Annotated in this window: 1 protein-coding gene; it reads right to left on the minus strand. The window is 52.9% G+C overall.

Annotated features, from left to right (window positions below):
• Nucleotides 1-208 (minus strand): transposase (locus ALP40_RS09905; RefSeq protein WP_147478312.1); only part of this gene is annotated, 208 nt, incomplete at both ends.

A 208-nucleotide genomic window follows, 5' to 3' on the forward strand; every position in this document is an offset into this window, starting at 1 on the left:
GTTACTGGCGAGGTAACTAATAGCTTTGCCCAGGGCATTCTGAGCAGTGACCTGTGGCTGCGTCTTATCGATCCAGCTTTTCAACTGAGCCAGTATCGGCAGGCTATGTTCGTGACGGCCGATTTTACGATCAGCGTCGCTACTGGCCTTCAAGTCGCGTTCGATCCCATACAGCTTGTTGATCAGGTTCAGCGCGATATCCGCACGT

Source organism: Pseudomonas viridiflava, assembly GCF_003702045.1.
Taxonomy (GTDB): domain Bacteria; phylum Pseudomonadota; class Gammaproteobacteria; order Pseudomonadales; family Pseudomonadaceae; genus Aquipseudomonas; species Aquipseudomonas viridiflava_C.